The sequence below is a fragment of the Actinoplanes sp. G11-F43 genome (assembly GCF_050589265.1).
GTDB lineage: Bacteria > Actinomycetota > Actinomycetes > Mycobacteriales > Micromonosporaceae > Actinoplanes.
The window spans coordinates 168494-184797 of the sequence record NZ_JBNZCE010000017.1; the positions used below are offsets into that span (position 1 = coordinate 168494).

A 16304-nucleotide genomic window follows, 5' to 3' on the forward strand; every position below is an offset into this window, starting at 1 on the left:
ACGGGAGGCGGTTCGGTGTTCGGGGTGTCGCGGACCAGCCTGCCGGACGGCGGGTCGAGCGGCTAGGCGGTTTCGCTCTCCAGCTTGATCCGCCGGGTCGCGCCGATCTTGGTCACGTCCGGCACCGCCGAGAGAAGCGCCCGGGTGTACGGGTGGTTGGGCTTCTCGTAGATCTGCTCCCGGGTGCCGATCTCCACCATCTCGCCCCGGTACATGACCGCGACCCGCTCACAGAAGTGCCGGACCACCGCCAGGTCGTGGGCGATGAAGACGAACGACAGCCCGAGGTCCTTCTGCAACCGGCGCAGCAGGTTGATGACCTGAGCCTGGATCGACACGTCGAGCGCGGAGACCGGCTCGTCGGCGACGATAAGCTTCGGCTTGAGGGCGAGCGCCCGGGCGATGCCGATACGCTGCCGCTGGCCGCCGGAGAACTCGTGCGGGTACCGGTTGTAGTGCTCCGGGTTCAGGCCGACGGTGTCCAGCAGTTCCTGAACCCGCTTCTTCACCCCGCCGGGCGGGTTGATCCCGTTGACCTCCAGCGGCATCGCGACGATCTTGCCGACCGTGTGCCGCGGGTTCAGCGAGGAGTACGGGTCCTGGAAGACGATCTGGATGTCCTGGCGGAGGTTGCGCAGCCGGGTGCCCTTGGCGTGGGTGATGTCCTCACCCTCGAAGGTGATCGTGCCGGCGGTGGACTCCAGCAGACGGACCAGCATCCGGCCGGTGGTGGTCTTGCCACAACCGGACTCGCCGACCAGGCCGAGCGACTCGCCCGGACGAACGTCGAAGCTGACGTTCTGCACCGCGCGGACGACCTGCTTGGCGCCGAAGAAACCGCCCCGGACCGGGTAGTGCTTGGTCAGGCCCTCGACCTTGAGCAGCGGCTCGACGGCCGGCGTGGTCACGGTGCCCCCGCTCGCCGCGGAGTCTGCGAGATCTGTCATTGGGCCACTCCTGCGTGCGCGATGTCTTCAGCGTAGATCCGCTGGCGGTTCTCGTGAGAGAGGTGACAGGCAAGCATGTGCCCCGGCTCGCCGGCCGACCGCAACTCGGGCCGCTCGGTGAACGAGAGATTGCCGTTCTGGCCCGCGTACCGGCAGCGCGGGTTGAACGCGCAGCCGGACGGCAGGTTGATCAGGCTGGGCGGGTTGCCCTTGATCGGAACCAGGTCGACGCCCGCGTCACCGTGCAGTGACGGGACGCTGGCCAGCAGACCCCAGGTGTACGGGTGCTGCGGGCGCTTCAGGATCTGCTCGACCGAGCCGGTCTCCACCGGGCGGCCGCCGTACATCACCAGCACGTCGTCGGCGACCTGCGCGACCACACCCAGATCGTGGGTGATCATGATGATCGCGGAGTGGAACTCGCTTTGCAGGTCCTCCAGCAGCTCCAGGATCTGCGCCTGCACGGTCACGTCGAGCGCCGTGGTCGGCTCGTCGGCGATCAGCAGCGCCGGGTCGTTCACCAGGGCCATCGCGATCATCGCGCGCTGGCGCATACCGCCGGAGAACTCGTGCGGGTACTGGCCGGCGCGGCGCTGCGGCTCCGGGATGCCGACCCGGTCCAGCATCTCGACGGCGCGCTTGTTCGCGATCGACTTGCCGGCCGACGGGTGGTGCACCTTGTAGGCCTCGGCGATCTGCGCACCGACCTTGTAGTACGGGTGCAGCGCGGACAGCGGATCTTGGAAGATCATCGACATGTCCTTGCCGCGCATGCGCTGGATCTCCTTCTCCTTCATGCCGACGATGTTCCGCCCGCCGATGGAGATCTCCCCGCTGATGTTGGTGCGCTCGGGGTTGTGGAGGCCCAGAATGGACATGCTGGTGACGCTCTTGCCCGAACCGGACTCGCCGACGATGCCGAGCGTCTTGCCGCGGCTGACCGAGAAGGTCACGCCGTCCACCGCGCGAACCAGGCCGTCCTCGGTCGGGAACTGCACCCTGAGGTCGCGCACCTGCAAATAGGCTTCCGGGTCGACGGATGCCGCGGCAGGGCTGGTCGAGGTCGTCATCTCACTTCTTTCCACGTCAGCTCTGCTCAGCTCACCCGAGCCGTACGCGAGGGTCGATCACCGCGTAGAGCACGTCGACGATGATGTTCATGGCGACGATGAAGAACGCCGCCAAGAGGACGGTTGCCATGACAACCGGCAGGTTCAAGTCTGCCACGGCCTCCGCCGCCTCCCGGCCGATGCCACCGAGGCTGAAGACACTCTCGGTGATGACCACGCCGCCGAGGTAGGAACCCAGGTCGACACCGGCGATGGTGACGAGCGGGGTGATCGCGGCACGCAGCGCGTGCTTGCGATTGACCTTGCCGGCCGACAGGCCCTTGGCGCGGGCGGTCCGGACGAAGTCCTCCTGAAGCGTCTCGATCATCTGCGCGCGGGCCAGCCGCGCGTACATCGCCGAGTTGATCAGGCCGAGGGTGATCCAGGGAAGCAGCATGCCGCCCGCCCAGCCGAGGGGATCCTCGGTCAGCGGGATGTACCGGGGGTTGGGCAGGATGCCCGTGGCGTAGACCAGGAGCAGGAGCAGCACACCGCCGAGGGTGTAAGTCTGAGTGGAGGCGAAACCGACCGAGGCGCCGATGGAGACGCGGTCGAAGACGGTGCCCTTGCGCAGCGCGGCCAGCATGCCGAGCCCGATGCCGACGGTCAGGAAGACCACCATCGCACCGCCGACGATGCTGACCGTGACGGGCAGCGCGCGGGTGATGGTGTCGGTCACGGGCTCCTTGCTGCGGAACGAGTATCCGAGGCAGGGGGCGTCGCACTCCCGGATGGTCCCGGCGTCGTTGAACTCACGACCCTGGAAGACACCCTTGACGAAGTCTACGTACTGCGTGGTGATCGGCTGATCGAGGCCGAGGCTCTGCTCTACCTGGGCGATCCGCTCAGGGGAGCAGTTGCGCCCGCACATCACCCACGCGGGGCTGGTCGGCACCGCGAAGAACAGCAAGAAGGTGACGATCGAGATTGCCACCAGCGTTGTCGACGCCAGTAGCAGGCGCTTGATCAGGAATCGGAGCACGATTCTCTACATTCCTCGTGACTGGCCACGACCGGTGGGATGGCCGCTGTAGCGGTCATCCCACCAGGCGTGACTTGGAGAGTTGTTACGGCTTGACGAACATGGTGTTGAGGGTGAGGTGACCGTACGAGTCGCTCAGGAACGTCCCGCCGATCTTCGCACCGTGGATCTCGTAGTTGCCGATGTAGTACTGCGGGATCACCGGCGCGTACTTCTCCATGATCATCTTGTCGAGCTTCGCCCACTCGGCCGGGGACTCGGTGGCCTTGAGGCCCTTGATCCGGTCGATCTCGGCGTTGACCTCGTCGTTGTTGAAGTAGGCGAGGTTCATGTTGCCCTTGTCACGGATGCTGCGGCCGTCCAGGATCTCCGGGATGACGGTCGCGCCGGAGGGCCAGTCGGCACCCCAGCCACCGCGGATCAGGTCGTACTTGTTGCCCTTGGTGCCGACGCTCTCGTAGTAGGTCGCCGGGTCGAGGGGCGCGAGAACGATGTTGATGCCGGCCTTGGCGTAGAACTCCTTGGCCTTGGCGGCCGCCTGCTGGCGCGGCGGGATGTTCGGGAACGCGTAGGTGAGGTCGACGGTCTTGCCGCCGAGCAGCTCCTTGGCCTTCTCGATGTTGCCGGTGTTGCCACCGTCGTAGGCGTTGAAGTTCTGGTAGCCCGCGATGGTCGGCGAGATGATGGTCGAGCCGAACTGGTCCACGCCACCACGGAGCTTGATCAGCGAGTCGCGGTCGATGGCCCAGTTCAGGGCCTGGCGAACCTTGACGTCGGTGACGCGCTCGGTGTTGATGTAGGTGTACTCGACGTACTGCGACGGGCCGGCCTTGACCTGCTCGGCGAACTCCGGCGCGCGGGTCTTCGGCAGCACGGCGGCCGGGACGTTGGCCCACATGAAGGCGGCCTGGTCCTCAGCGGCGCCGGCGACGATCCGGTTGGCCGAGGTCTCGGCGGTCAGGCCGAACTCGACGCGGATGCCGTCCGGGTACGCGTTACGGATCGGGTCCGTGTTCGCGTCCCAGTTGGGGTTGCGAACGAACTCGATGAACTGGTCGTACGCGTGTTCCTTGATCATGTACGGACCCGAGGAGACCGGCTTGCGGTCGTAGTCGCCCTTGGTGTCCTTGGCCTTCGGAACCGGCGACGCGGTCGGCATGGCCACCGCGTACGGCGCCTCACACTGCGCCTGAGCGAACGTGAAGGTGATCACGTTGCCCTCGGCGGTCAGGCCGGGAACCGGGGTGTCGGGGCTCTGGAACGGGCCCTTGTAGGTCTTGTTGTACTCGGCCTCGCCGGTCAGCCACTTCTGCAGGTAGATCGGGCCGTCACCCCAGTCGGGGTCGAAGGACCGGGAGATGCCGTAGACCACGTCGGCGCCGGTGATCGGCGTGCCGTCCTCGAACTTCAGCCCGTCCTTCAGGGTGAACTTCCAGGTCTTGCAGTCGCCGTTGACGTCCTCACCGGTGTTGGTGGCGAGGTCACCCACGAGCTTCAGGTTGCCCTTGCCGTCCTCCTTGTACCCGGTGAGGGTACGGGCGAACTGCGTCGCGAGCGACAGGGCGTCGGACACGTAGATCTTCTGCGGGTCGAGGTGCCCGAACTCAGCTTCGTGAAGAAGCTTGACGACGCCACCCTTCGTGGCGCCCTCGACAGCCTTGGCCGGCCCCTGCGATTCGGCGGGGTCCGTTGAGATGGTGCCTGTCTGCACCCGGCTCTGCTGGTCGCCGCCGCTGGCGTTGTCCTCGGTCGTCGCTGAGCAACCGCTGGCAACAAGGGCAACAGCCAGAACGCCGACGGGCAGCGCTCCGAACTTGCGTCGCACTTAATTCTCCTTCTCTCAACCGGTTCGTGCCTGGGTCAGACGACCCGCCGCGGCACGGGCGGAGTCTTGATCGGTGCTACAGGGTCTCGGTGGTCACTTCGCGGACTTCGGGTCGAGCGCGTCGCGGAGCGAGTCACCGAGCAGGTTGAAGGCGAGGACCACGATGAAGACGGTCGCCGCGGGGATCAGGAAGTAGGCGAAGTCCGGGGTGCCGAGCCACTGCCGGCCGTAGTAGACCAGACGGCCCAGGTCGGGGGTGGGCTCCACCACACCGATGTTCAGGAACGACAGGGCGGCTTCCGCGGCGATGAAGCCGGGCAGCGCCAGGGAGAAGGCGACCAGGATGGGCGCCCAGATGTTCGGCAGCAGCTGCTTGAAGAGGATGTGCATGCTGCTGGCGCCGGCGGCGCGGGCCGCCTCGACATACTCCCGCTCGCGCAGCGACAGGACCTGACCGCGAACCAGACGCGCGGACGTCATCCAGCCGAAGAGCGCGAACACGCCGATGATGACGGCGATCCGGAAGGAACCGGGGATCTCCTCGTTCACGTCGAAGGCGGCGGTGTTGACGATCGGGATGATCGCCAGGGCGAAGACCAGGAACGGGAACGCCAGCATGAAGTCGGTCAGCCAGGTCAGCACGCTGTCCACCCAGCCACCGAAGTAACCGGCGGTGATGCCCACCACCACGCCGACCGTGATCGAGATGAGCGCGGCGAGGAAGGCGATGATCAGCGAGGTGCGCATGCCGAAGATCAGCTGCATGAACAGGTCGCGGCCGATGCCGGCCTCCAGGCCCAGCCAGTGCTCGCCGGAGATGCCGCCGAGGTAGCCGATCGGCAGGCCCTCGTAGTTCAGCTTGTCGCTGAAGCCCTCGGTCGGGCTCATCCCGTACAGCTTCGAGATCAGCGGCGCGGAGACCGACACCAGGATGACGAGCACCACGACGATGAAGCTGCCCAGGGCCGTCCGGTCACGCTTGAGACGCAGCCAGGCCAGCTGGCCGGGCGAGCGGCCGACGATGGCCTTCGCGGCGTTGTCGGGCGGGAGAACCGCGACGGCCGTGTCATCAGTGCCCGGGTCTCGGGAGTCGGCGGCGGCCGGGGTGTTGCTCATGATGCGGTTTCTCCTCGTAGCGGACTTGGACGCGGAACGAACCCGTACCTCGTTTGGGTGACGAGGAAGATCCGGCCGGGGATGTTACCTCGCGGCATCATGCACCACCCTTTCCCCGTTGGCCTAGCCCCACAGGAGCCGTATGCGGACCCGGGGGTATGTGAGCGGTATTCGCCTGCCGCGCTTGAAAAATGTAGTCGACAACCATTGGCCGAGAAATGTGTTGACGCATCGATCCGGTAACGGAACGGGTTCACCGCCATAAGACCTAGGTCATACCGCAAGCCCAACGGCAGGGTGATAAGGACTCATTTTAGCGATAAATACCAGCACTGATTCGGCAAAGTATCACCTTTGCCTCGTATGTCTGCTTCACCGCTCTTGAGCGCGCCCCCGGTAGCGGAGAGTCACGCTTTCCATCCACCCCGAACTTTCCAAGATCGTTTCTCGATTGTTTCGGATTTCGGCGATCATAGGCGTTTGTTGATGAATGTTTGACTGTGGCCCGATCGGGAGCGGCATCCACCATTATCGACCGCTGATTACCGGCGGGTCACCAGGTCGGGGCGCGCGGGGCGCACATCCGGCCCGCCGGGTCGCGAAGCCCGGCCGGAGCCGCGAGGGAGATCGACACCATCAGCTCAGCGTAACTCTCCGTGCTCGAACGAATCCGATTCCACGAGCGCCGCGCCGCACCCCGGTCCACGATACGCATCGAGGCCGGACCCCTGTCCCGGCAGGGCCGCCGGGTTGGGATGAGCTGACCCCAGAAGTCACCTTACGTAGCAGCAGCATCACCATAGGCATGCGATAACCGGCAAATCATCATATAGCGTACGCACGTCTGGTCAGGTTTGGGTAGTTGATCGTGGTTTTTGTCTGTTTAGGGGCCTAGTGGTGATATGACCTAATCAGTAGCTCTGAATCCACCTGTAACTATCCATTTCATTGTTTTCCGTGACCGGATTCCGGAGGTGAGTTCTCGCGTGCGACCACTGACCGGGGACGTGCCGGACACCGGCCGGTCCCCGACCCGGATGGCGCTGACCCGCCTCCGCCGCGATCGCACCGCCATGATCTCGCTGGGCGTCGTGCTGTCCTTCGTCCTGATCGCGCTCTTCGCGCCGGTGCTGGCCGGGCTCTCCGGGCAGGACCCGGTGACGCTGCACCAGGATCTGGTCGACGACTTCGGCTATCCGACCGTCGGCCCCACCACCGAGCACTGGTTCGGTGTCGAACCCCGGCTCGGCCGGGACCTCTTCGCCCGCTGGGTGTACGGCGCCCGGCCCTCGCTGATCGTCGCCGTCACCGCCACCGTCCTGTCCACCGTCGCCGGGGTCACCGTCGGGCTGGTGGCCGGATTCACCGGCGGCTGGGTCGACCGGGTGCTGTCCTGGGTGATCGACTTCGTGCTGAGCCTGCCGTATCTGCTGGTCGCGATCGCGGCCCCGGCGGTGGTCCTGGCCGTGCTGCACGGCGGGCCGGACGGCGCCTCCGCCGAGCAGACCTCGGCGGTCCGGTTCGGCGCGCTGATCGTGGTGATGGCGTCGTTCGGCTGGGCGACCCTGGCCCGGCTGATCCGCGGCGAGGTGCTGTCGCTGCGCGAACGGGAGTTCGTCCAGGCCGCCCGGGTGCTCGGGACGCCCACCCACCTGGTGCTGATCCACGAACTGCTGCCGAACCTGGTGGCGCCGATCGTGGTCGCCACCTCGCTGGCGCTGCCCTCCTACATCGTCACCGAGGCCGGGCTGACCGTGCTCGGCGTCGGGCTGACCGAACCGACCCCGTCGTGGGGGCTGACCATCGCCGCCGCGACCAACTACTACCGGGCCGATCCGCTCTACCTGTGGCTGCCCGTCCTCGGCATCACCGTCCTGGTGATCGCTCTGAGTCTGTTCGGCGACGCCGTCCGCGACGCCTTCGACCCGCGTACCCGTCGGCCGGTCTGAGAGGGAACACATGGCAGCAAGAACCGGGACGGCCGCCGCCACCGCCGTGGTGCTGGCCCTGGGCGTCGCCGCCGGCTGCGGCAGCCCGTCGGAGCACCGGGAGGTTGACCGGGACGGCTCCACCAGCCGGATCGCCACCGCGTTGCAGAGCGTCGACGCGAGCGCGACCGGGCCGGCCGAGGAGATCCCCGGGGCCCGCCGGGGCGGCACCCTCACCCTCTACGCGCAGACGACGCCGAACACCCTCGACCCGACCGACACCTACTACGTCGACTCGAACGAGATCGGCAAACTGCTCTACCGCACCCCCACCCAGTACGACATCCGTGACGGCCGGCCGGTGCTGGTCCCCGACCTGACCGATCTGGGCACCGCGTCCAAGGACGGACTGACCTGGACCTTCAAACTCAAACCCGGGATTCGGTACGCCGACGGCAGCGCGGTACGGGTCGAGGACATGGCGTACGCGATCAGACGGTCCTTCGCCCGGGACGTGTTCCCGAACGGTCCCGCCTACCAGACGTCGTACTTCAAGGACGGGGATCGGTACCGGGGCCCGTACCTGGACGGCGCGGACTTCGGCGGGGTCTCCACCCAGGGCACCGACACCCTGGTCATCCATCTGGCCACGCCGTTCCCGGATCTGCCGTACTTCATGACCTTCGCGATGTTCACGCCGATCCCGGAGGCGAAGGACACCCGGCAGGAGTACCAGCGGGCGCCGATGACGACCGGGCCGTACCGGATCGAGTCGTTCACCGCGGGCACCGGACTCGAACTGGTCCGCAACGAGAACTGGGACCCGGCCAGTGACCCGGTCCGGCACCAGTACCTGGACCGCTGGCACTTCCGGTGGGGCCAGGACGACCTCAAGACCCAGCAGCAGGTGCTGAACAGCAACGGGGCCGACGCCGACGCGCTGAACTACGGCAACATCGACGCCTCACTGATCCAGCAGATCCCCGGCCGGGAGCCGCAGCTGCTCCAGGGGCAGAGCCCGTGCACCGTCGCCTGGGGCCTGGACACCCGCAAAATCCCGCTGGAGGTCCGCAAGGCGATCGCGACGGCCTGGCCCAGTGACGCGATCTGGAAGGCGGCCGGGAAGAACCCGTACACCGCCGAGCGCGCGTCCACCTTCCTGCCGCCGAGCGTCCCCGGCTATCTCCGGTACCCGGCGGCCCCCGGACTGAGCGGCACCGGGCCCGGCGACCCGGCCGCGGCGAAACGGATGCTGGCGGCGGCCGGGCAGAGCGGCTTCACGGTGAGCTGGTACCACGACAGCCAGAAGCCGATCCCCCAGCAGGTCGCCCAGGTGATCGGCACCGCGCTGACCGCGGCCGGGTTCACCGCGAAACCGGTCGGCGTCCCGACCGCCGAGCTGCGGGCCCGGATCGGCGACTACGACGCCCCGGTCAACCTGGGCCAGTCGCCGCGCGGCTGGTGCTCCGACTGGCCGACCGGCACCAGCTGGTTCCCGGTGCTGTTCCGCAGCCGCAGCGTCGAGCAGGGCAAGAGCTGGGGCCAGCTCCAGGACCCGGCGCTGGACGCCCGGATCGACGCGGTCGCCGCGATGCCCGGCGACCGGGCGGCCGCCGAGTGGGGCGCGGTGGACAAGGAGATCATGGACCGGTACGTGGCCATCCCCTTCTACTACGACAAGATGGCGATCGTCATCGGGCGCAACGTCGGCCATGTGCCCGGCGACTCCACCATGGGGCTGCCGTTCTTCCCCGACATGCATCTGACGGACTGACCGGGTGCCGCTCTTCCTGCTCCGGCGGCTGACCGGCGCGGTCACCGTCGTGCTGGTCACGCTGATCGCCGCCTACTCGCTCTTTCTGCTGGCGCCGACCGATCCGGCCGGTGCCATCTGCGGCCCCCGGTGCACACCGGAACGGGCCGCGGAGATCACCCGGAGCCTCGGCCTGGACCAGCCGCCGGTCCAGCAGATCGCCGGTTATCTGCGGGGCATCGTGGCCGGCCGGGACTTCGCGGTCGGCGGCACCGTCCGGCACTGCGCGGCGCCCTGCCTGGGCTACTCGTTCAGCCTGGGCCGGCCGGTCACCGAACTGATCGGGGACGCGCTGCCGGTCACCCTCTCGATCGTGACCGGCGGCGCGCTCGTCTACGTCACCCTCGGGGTCCTGAGCGGCGCGATCGCGGCCCGGCACCGGGGCAGCGCGCTGGACCGGCTCACCGTCGGCGCCAGTCTGGCCGTGAACGCGGTCCCGTACTTCATCGTGGTCCTGATCGTCTCCCTCTACCTGGCCGGGACGGTCCTGCCCCGGGCCGAGTACCACCCGCTGCTGGACGATCCGGCCGCCTGGGCCGGCGGGCTGCTCGCCGCCTGGCTGACCCTGGGGTTCACCAACGCGGCCGCCTACACCCGGTACGCCCGGGCCGCCATGATCGAATCGCTGGGGCAGGACTACATCCGCACCGCGCGGTCCAAGGGCATCGGCGAGCGCCGGGTGGTCTACCGGCACGGGATGCGCGCCGCCCTCAGCCCGGTGGTCACCATCGCCGGCCTGGACATCGCCTTCCAGCTCACCAACACCCTGTTCACTGAGAGCATCTTCGGGCTGCCCGGCATCGGGCTGATGACCCTGCGGGCGTTCGACTCGTTCGACCTGCCGGTGCTGCTCGGTGGCGTACTGATCGGATCGGTGGTCCTGGTCTCGATGAACCTGCTCGTCGACATCGTCTACTCGCTCCTCGATCCGCGGGTCCGGCTCACGTGAGGCCTGGCTACCCTGGCCGGGTGGATCAAGCATCTCCGACCGTCTATCGCACCAAGTCCTGGCAGGCGCGCCGCCGGGCCCTCGTCGCGCTCGGCGGCCTCGGCCTGATCATGCTCGGCTACGCCGTCGGCCGGTGGCAGGACACCCCGGCCCCGGCCGCCGCCCTTCCGCCGGCGCCGGCCCCGGTTTCGGTCCCCGCCGTCGCGTCACCGTCGCCGTCCCCGTCGTTGAAGAAGGCCGGGTTCGCGCTGCTCCAGGCCGAATCGGCCACCGAACTGGCCGGGGTTGAGGTCGAGGACACCACCGACCAGGGCGGCGGGCGGAACGTCGGGTGGATCAACCGGGAGGACCACCTGCGGTTCGACGACTACGACTTCGGTGAGGTGCCGGCCACCCGGGCGGAGATCCGGGTGGCCTCCGACTCGGGCGCCGTCGGCCGGCTCCAGATCCGGCTGGACAGCCGGGACGCGGAACCGGTCGGCGAGATCTCGATCGGCGACACCGGCGGATGGCAGAGCTGGCGCACCGCCACCGCCGTCCTTCAGCCGGTCACCGGGGTGCACACCGTCTTCCTGACCTTCACCTCGGACGACGGCACCGAACTGGTCAACCTCAACTGGCTGCGGTTCCAGCACTGACCGGGATCCGGCGGGCTGGCCGCTCCAGCACCGGGATGATCAGGGTGAGCACGCCGTTGTCGTAGCGGGCCTCCAGCCGGTCGGTGTCCAGCCGCTCGGAGAGGTGCACCTGCCGGGTGACGGTGCCCATCGGGCGCTCGGCGACCACGAGCCGCCGGGTCCCGCCGTCCGGGCGGCGCCGCTCGGCCCGGACGGTCAGGACCCTGCCGTCCACGGTGATGTCGATCGTCGCCGGGTCCACCCCGGGCAGGTCGATGTCGATGTAGAAGGTGTCGTCCTCACGGTAGGCGTCCAGCCGGGCCCCCAGGGTGCGGGCGGAACCGTCGAGGACGCGGGCGTTGAGCAACATGGGTGGCTCCTCAGACTCTTGAGCGTGGGTGACTCAACTCTGGAAACCGAGAATCCCGCCACGGAATTCCCCGGCATTTTTCGAACATGTGTACTAGTCTGGCGGCGTGATCCTGCACGCCGATCTGGACTCGTTCTACGCGTCGGTCGAGCAGCGCGACGACCCCGCGCTGCGCGGCCGCCCCGTGCTGGTCGGCGGCGGAGTCGTGCTCGCCGCCTCCTACCAGGCCAAGGCCTACGGGGTGCGCACCCCGATGGCACTCGCCAGAGCCCGCGCCCTCTGCCCGCACGCGATCGTGGTGCCACCCCGGATGGCGGCGTACTCGGCGGCCAGCAAAGCGGTCTTCGCCGTCTTCCACGACACCACCCCGATCGTCGAGCCGATCTCCATCGACGAGGCGTTCCTCGACGTCGACGGTCTCCGGCGGATCCGCGGCGGCGCCGAGGAGATCGCCCGGCAACTCCGGGCCGACGTGCGCGCCCGCACCGGGCTGCCGATCACCGTCGGGGTGGCCCGCACCAAATTCCTGGCCAAGGTGGCCAGCGGAGCCGGCAAACCCGACGGCCTCCTGGTCGTCCCACCCGGCGGCGAACTCGCCTTCCTGCACCCGCTACCCGTCGAACGGCTCTGGGGAGTCGGCCCGGTCACCGCCGCCAAACTCCGCGACCGGCAGATCCACACCGTCGGGCACGTCGCCCGGATCGGCGAAGCCGCCCTGATCGCCATGCTCGGCCACCACGCCGGCCGCCACCTGCACGCACTCGCCCACAACCGGGACCCCCGACAGGTCCGCACCGGGCGGCGCAACGGATCCATCGGCGCACAGAGCGCACTCGGGCGCTCGGACACCCGCACCCCCGCCGACGTCGAGGCCGTCCTCGGCGCCCTGGTCGACCGGGTCACCGGGCGGATGCGGCGGGCCCACCGCGCCGGGCGCACCGTCACCCTGCGGCTCCGGTTCGCCGACTACCAGCGGGTCACCCGGTCCCGCAGCCTGCTCACCGCCACCACCGCCACCGGGGCCGTGCTGCGGACCGCGCTCGACCTGCTGCACGAGGCCTGGCCGGTCATCACGGTTCGCGGGCTCACCCTGGTCGGCGTCGCGGTCAGCAACCTCGACGCGGACGGGGCGGTGCAGTTGGAGCTGCCGTTCGAAGAACCCCGGGCGGACGGGCTGGACGCGGCCGTCGACCGGGTGCGGGACCGGTTCGGATCAGCGGCGCTGCGCCGGGCCGCGATGGTCGGCCGGGAGCTGCACCCGTCCGTCCCCCTGCTGTCCGACTGATCCCCTCCGGCCTGCTCGGTTCCCCTGGTCTCCCCCGGTCTCCCCCGTTTTCCCCCGGTTTCCCCTGGTGAGGAGCCAGGCCAGGGCGCCGCAGAGGGCGCCGACCGCCACCCCGGCAGCCAGGCTGGACAGGGACATCGCGGCCCGTGACAACAGGTTCTCGGCCACCGCCGGGAACCGCCCGGCCAGGTTGCCGCCCAGCACCGCCCCGCCGTCCCACAACAGGTTGTGGATCACCGCGAGCAGGATGCCGTAGACCAGGCCGGCCCGCAGCAGCAGACCGAACGGGCCGGCGCCGGAACGCACCGCCACCACGATCCAGACGATCAGAGGCACCGCCACCAGGGCCGCGTTCACGCCGGTCCGCGGCTCGATCAGGGCCAGATCGTGCAGGACGGCCCGGGGTGCGGCCAGCAGGCCCAGACCGAGCGGCAACCACAGTGTCGTCTTCATGCCCCGACGCTACGAATCCGTCCGCCCCACCGAATCCGGCGAGCGGCGGCGGCAGATGTCGCTTTCCGGCGTACCCGCACCCCGACAAGCCCGCCTACGGTGAGAGGGTGACGGAACGGCTGGTGGACATCGCGGTCGCGGCCAGCGTCGCCACGGTGCTGGCGCTGATCGCCTCCGCCGAACTGGGCACCCAGGGCGGGCCCCGCGCCTACCTCGGGGCCGTCGCGCTCGGCGCCCTGATGCTCGGCCGCCGGCGATGGCCCCGGACCGTGCTGGTGCTCACCGTGCTCGGGCTGTTCACCTGGTATGCCGGCGGCCTCCCGCCGATCGGCGTGGCCGTGCCCGTCGCGGCCGCCCTCTACTCGGCCGCCGAGACCGGGCACCGCCGGGCCGCGATCGCCGGGGCACTGATCGCCCTCGGCGTCTCGGTCGGCTTCCGGCTGCGGGAAGGACAGGATTTCGGGTACGTGGTCCTCTACGACGGCACCGCACACCTCGCGCTGATGGGCGCGGCCATCGCACTCGGCGAACTCGTCCTGGCCCGGCGACGGATCGCGGCCCTCACCGCGCGGCAGATCGACTGGGAAGCCGAACGGCGAGTGCACGAACACAACCGGGAACTCTCCCGCGAACTGCACGACTCCATCGGGCACGCACTGACCGTCGCCGCGATCCAGGCCAACGTGGCCCGGCAGGAGGCCACCCGCCGGCCGGAGGCCACCGTCGACGCGCTCGGGCACGTGACCCGGGCGCTGTCCACCGCACTGGAGGAACTGCGGGCGACGGTACGCGGCCTCCGCGCCCTGCCCCCGCCCTCCCCCGGTGACGTCGAAGCGCTGCTGAAAACCGTGCGGGCGGCCGGGTTCCAGGTCCGGGCCGACCTCGGGGCCGAACTGGAGCCGGCCGCCTACGCACTGGTCCGGGAGGCGGTGACCAACGTGCTCCGGCACTCCAACGGCACCCGCGTCGACATCACGGTGCGCGAATCCGGCGACGAACTGCTGGTCCTGGTAGACGACGACGGCACCCCGAACTCCGCCACCACCTCCTCATCGGCGGGCGCCGGCCTGGCCGGTTTGCGGGAGCGGGCCGCCGCGCTCGGCGGCCGATTCGAGGCCGGGCCGAACGGTCCCGGCTGGCGGGTGAGCGCGACCCTGCCGTCCGGCCGGTCCGGGCCGGGCACACCCCGAACCCGTGTGGTCACCTCCGGTGCGGATCGCGCCGGAAGTGACCACATCGAGTCGGGGCCGCGGCGATGAGCGCGATCCGGGTGGTCCTCGCCGACGACCAGGCGCTGGTCCGGGCCGGGATCACCGCGCTGCTCACCGGCGACGGCGACGGGATCGAAGTCGCCGGAGAAGCATCCGACGGCGCGTCCGCCGCGGCCCTGGTCCGCCGGATCCGGCCCGACGTCGTCCTGATGGACATCCGGATGCCCGGCACCGACGGCATCGCCGCCACCCGGGCCATCCGGGCCGACCCCGGCTGCCGGGACGTGGCCGTCCTCATGCTCACCACCTTCGACACCGACGACGAAGTGCTCGGGGCGATGCGCGCCGGCGCCGACGGCTACCTGCTCAAGGACACCGCGCCGGAACCGTTGCGGGCCGCCGTCCGAGCCGCCGCCCGCGGCGAACCCGTCCTCTCCCCCGGCGTCACCCGGCAGGTGATGGGCCACGCGGCGGCCACCCCACAGCCGGTCACCGACCCCCGGCTGGCCCGGCTCACCGCCCGGGAACTCCAGGTCCTGGCGGCCCTCGCGGACGGCGACGACAACACGGCCGTCGGACGGGCACTGTCACTGAGCCCGGAGACCGTACGGACGTACGTCCATCGGATCCTCGGGAAACTGGATGCCGCCAGCCGGGCGCAACTCGTCGCCATCGCCCACCGCTCCGGCCTGGCGGCGAACCACCACCGCCGGTAGGGCAGACTTTCAGCCGTGCGGAAGATATGTGTGATCGGCATCGGCGCGGGCGACCCGGACCACCTGACCCTGCAGGCGGCCAAGGCGATCGGCCGGACCAACGTGTTCTTCCTGCTCGACAAGGGTGAGACCAAGCAGAGCCTGATCGACCTGCGGGAACGGATCATCAGGGCCTACTCGCACCCGCACAAACGGATCATCGAGGGCCGGGACCCGGACCGGGACCGCAACCCGGCCGACTACACCGGCACCGTCGCCGACTGGCGGCACCGGCGCTCCCTCGTCCTCGAAGAGCTGATCACCGAGAATCTGAAGGACGACCAGACCGGCTCGATCCTGGTGTGGGGCGATCCGTCGCTGTACGACTCGACCATCGCGATCCTGGAGGAGATCCTGGCGCGGGGAGCGATCGAGTTCGAGTTCGAGGTGATCCCCGGCATCAGCAGCGTGTCCGCCCTCGCCGCCAAACACCGGATCGGCCTGAACCGGGTCGGGCAGCCGGTCCAGATCACCACCGGCCGGCGACTCGCCGAGGGCTGGCCGGACGGGGCGGACGACGTGGTCGTGATGCTCGACGCGCAGCAGGCGTTCACGAAGCACCCGGAGGCCGAGATCTATTGGGGCGCCTATGTGGGTACGCCCGATGAGCTGCTCGCCGCCGGCCCGGTGTCCGAGGTCGGCGACGAGATCGTGAAGACCCGGACCGAGGCCCGCGAACGGCACGGCTGGATCATGGACACCTATCTGCTCCGCCGCCGCACCGACTGATCCGCCCCTGCTGATCCGCCCCTGCTGATCCGCCCCTGCTGATCCGTTCACCCTGTCGCCGCGCTCGCTGCGCCCGCCGCGACCGGCCCGTCCATCCTGCCCGCTGCCTGTCGCATCGCCCGCCCCGCTCGCCCTGGCCACCCCGGCTCGCCCTCTGGCCACACCCGCCTGGCCACCCCGGCTCGCCCTCTGGCCACATCCGCCTGGCCACCCCG

General features: G+C 69.3%; 14 protein-coding genes and 1 pseudogene. 8 read left to right on the top strand and 7 right to left on the bottom strand.

The features are described 5' to 3' along the window. Nucleotides 1-65: 65 nt before the first annotated feature. From ACQ0O7_RS19590 to ACQ0O7_RS19610, 5 genes and pseudogenes are all read right to left on the bottom strand, one after another. Nucleotides 66-947, bottom strand: a pseudogene (locus ACQ0O7_RS19590) (ABC transporter ATP-binding protein); the annotation flags it as partial. Then, nucleotides 944-2017, bottom strand: a complete 1074-nt coding sequence (locus tag ACQ0O7_RS19595) for an ABC transporter ATP-binding protein (RefSeq protein ID WP_430783568.1) — start codon at nt 2015-2017, stop codon at nt 944-946. The gene ACQ0O7_RS19595 and the pseudogene ACQ0O7_RS19590, both read right to left, overlap by 4 nt. 31 nt (nt 2018-2048) lie before the next feature. After that, a complete protein-coding gene (locus ACQ0O7_RS19600) occupies nt 2049-3038 on the bottom strand; it encodes an ABC transporter permease (protein ID WP_430783569.1) in 990 nt (329 codons plus the stop codon). A gap of 85 nt (nt 3039-3123) precedes the next feature. Continuing rightward, nucleotides 3124-4863, bottom strand: a complete 1740-nt coding sequence (locus tag ACQ0O7_RS19605) for an ABC transporter substrate-binding protein (RefSeq protein WP_430783570.1) — start codon at nt 4861-4863, stop codon at nt 3124-3126. Between the two features lie 93 nt (nt 4864-4956). Further along, entirely contained in the window at nt 4957-5979 is a 1023-nt protein-coding gene (locus tag ACQ0O7_RS19610) for an ABC transporter permease (protein ID WP_430783571.1), read from the bottom strand. A 986-nt stretch (nt 5980-6965) separates the two neighbouring features. Here ACQ0O7_RS19610 and ACQ0O7_RS19615 point away from each other — a divergent pair. The 4 genes from ACQ0O7_RS19615 to ACQ0O7_RS19630 are packed head-to-tail and all read left to right on the top strand — an operon-like array spanning nt 6966 to nt 11307. Then, on the top strand, nt 6966-7928 hold the full coding sequence (locus ACQ0O7_RS19615; RefSeq protein WP_430783572.1) for an ABC transporter permease: 963 nt from the start codon (nt 6966-6968) through the stop codon (nt 7926-7928). A 10-nt stretch (nt 7929-7938) separates the two neighbouring features. Next, nucleotides 7939-9681: an ABC transporter substrate-binding protein gene (locus ACQ0O7_RS19620; protein ID WP_430783573.1), complete on the top strand. Its 1743-nt coding sequence runs from the start codon at nt 7939-7941 to the stop codon at nt 9679-9681. A 4-nt stretch (nt 9682-9685) separates the two neighbouring features. Then, nucleotides 9686-10669 carry an ABC transporter permease gene (locus ACQ0O7_RS19625; RefSeq protein ID WP_430783574.1) on the top strand — a complete coding sequence of 328 codons (984 nt, stop codon included), beginning with the start codon at nt 9686-9688 and terminating at the stop codon, nt 10667-10669. Between the two features lie 20 nt (nt 10670-10689). Next, complete coding sequence (locus tag ACQ0O7_RS19630) at nt 10690-11307, top strand: carbohydrate-binding protein (RefSeq protein ID WP_430783575.1); 618 nt, start codon at nt 10690-10692, stop codon at nt 11305-11307. Here the strand turns inward: ACQ0O7_RS19630 and ACQ0O7_RS19635 are convergent. Then, a complete protein-coding gene (locus ACQ0O7_RS19635; protein WP_430783576.1) occupies nt 11282-11656 on the bottom strand; it encodes an Hsp20/alpha crystallin family protein in 375 nt (124 codons plus the stop codon). The genes ACQ0O7_RS19630 and ACQ0O7_RS19635 overlap by 26 nt on opposite strands. A 106-nt stretch (nt 11657-11762) precedes the next feature. Between ACQ0O7_RS19635 and dinB the strand changes: the two genes are divergently transcribed. Continuing rightward, entirely contained in the window at nt 11763-12941 is a 1179-nt protein-coding gene (gene dinB / locus ACQ0O7_RS19640; RefSeq protein WP_430783577.1) for a DNA polymerase IV, read from the top strand. Here the strand turns inward: dinB and ACQ0O7_RS19645 are convergent. Then, nucleotides 12870-13394 carry a hypothetical protein gene (locus tag ACQ0O7_RS19645; protein WP_430783578.1) on the bottom strand — a complete coding sequence of 175 codons (525 nt, stop codon included), beginning with the start codon at nt 13392-13394 and terminating at the stop codon, nt 12870-12872. The genes dinB and ACQ0O7_RS19645 overlap by 72 nt on opposite strands. A gap of 107 nt (nt 13395-13501) precedes the next feature. Between ACQ0O7_RS19645 and ACQ0O7_RS19650 the strand changes: the two genes are divergently transcribed. Genes ACQ0O7_RS19650 through cobF form a run of 3 tightly spaced genes read left to right on the top strand, consistent with a single transcriptional unit; the run spans nt 13502 to nt 16089 of the window. Continuing rightward, complete coding sequence (locus tag ACQ0O7_RS19650) at nt 13502-14653, top strand: sensor histidine kinase (RefSeq protein ID WP_430783579.1); 1152 nt, start codon at nt 13502-13504, stop codon at nt 14651-14653. Continuing rightward, nucleotides 14650-15321: a response regulator gene (locus ACQ0O7_RS19655; RefSeq protein WP_430783580.1), complete on the top strand. Its 672-nt coding sequence runs from the start codon at nt 14650-14652 to the stop codon at nt 15319-15321. Before ACQ0O7_RS19650 ends, ACQ0O7_RS19655 begins: the two co-directional genes overlap by 4 nt. Nucleotides 15322-15336: 15 nt before the next feature. Next, a complete protein-coding gene (gene cobF / locus ACQ0O7_RS19660; RefSeq protein ID WP_430783581.1) occupies nt 15337-16089 on the top strand; it encodes a precorrin-6A synthase (deacetylating) in 753 nt (250 codons plus the stop codon). Nucleotides 16090-16304 lie beyond the last annotated feature (215 nt).